Source organism: Croceitalea sp. MTPC6 (assembly GCF_036985525.1).
Taxonomy (GTDB): Bacteria; Bacteroidota; Bacteroidia; order Flavobacteriales; family Flavobacteriaceae; genus Croceitalea.
The window spans coordinates 1-667 of the sequence record NZ_BTGR01000032.1; the positions used below are offsets into that span (position 1 = coordinate 1).

1 protein-coding gene is annotated in these 667 nt (G+C 44.4%); it reads left to right on the forward strand.

What is annotated here, in order from left to right; translation table 11 throughout:
* A partial coding sequence (locus AACP56_RS17910) for a TolC family protein (RefSeq protein WP_339339083.1) occupies positions 1 to 667 on the forward strand: 667 nt, incomplete at both ends.

Genomic DNA, 667 nt, shown 5'->3' on the forward strand with positions numbered 1-667 from the left:
CTATTCACAGTTTGAAACGGCCATCCAACTCAACTTTGAAGTAGAAGCCATTTCCAGATTGGAATATTCATCGGCTAAAAATCAAGCGTTGCAAATCAGTAACAAACTGCAACAGGCCGAAAGCGATTATGCCATTGCCTTGCAAAAGCTAAATCTCTGGCTGGCAACAGACATTTTTTATTCTGTACCAGATTCGCTTGAAGAAAATGAGGTGGCTCTATTGGGATTGGGTGCGAATTTAGAAAGACATCCAGAGTTGGAACTTTCACAAAGGCGCATCGACGAAGCCGAAGCAAACTATGTTGCAGCTCGTGCCGAGCTACTTCCTAAATTAAACCTTCAAGGTGGATTGCAACAGGTCAATGGCGATAGCGGATTCTACACCTATCAGGCAGGTATTTCCGTCCCGTTGTTTTCGGGCACACAGCGCAGTCAAGCCAAAGCCGCTAAAATCAATAGCGAAATCGCAAAGACAAATGCGGACTATACCCAACGCCAACTACAATCTGAATTTCAGCAGGCAGTACAAGCCTATCAAAAATGGAAAACATCTTGGGAATTTTACAGAGATGAAGCTTTGCCACTTGCAGAAGAACAGCGTAAGGGTGCGTTACTTGCCTACAAGGAAGGTGCGGTGGATTATTCTGCATTCACGCAGATTATAAGG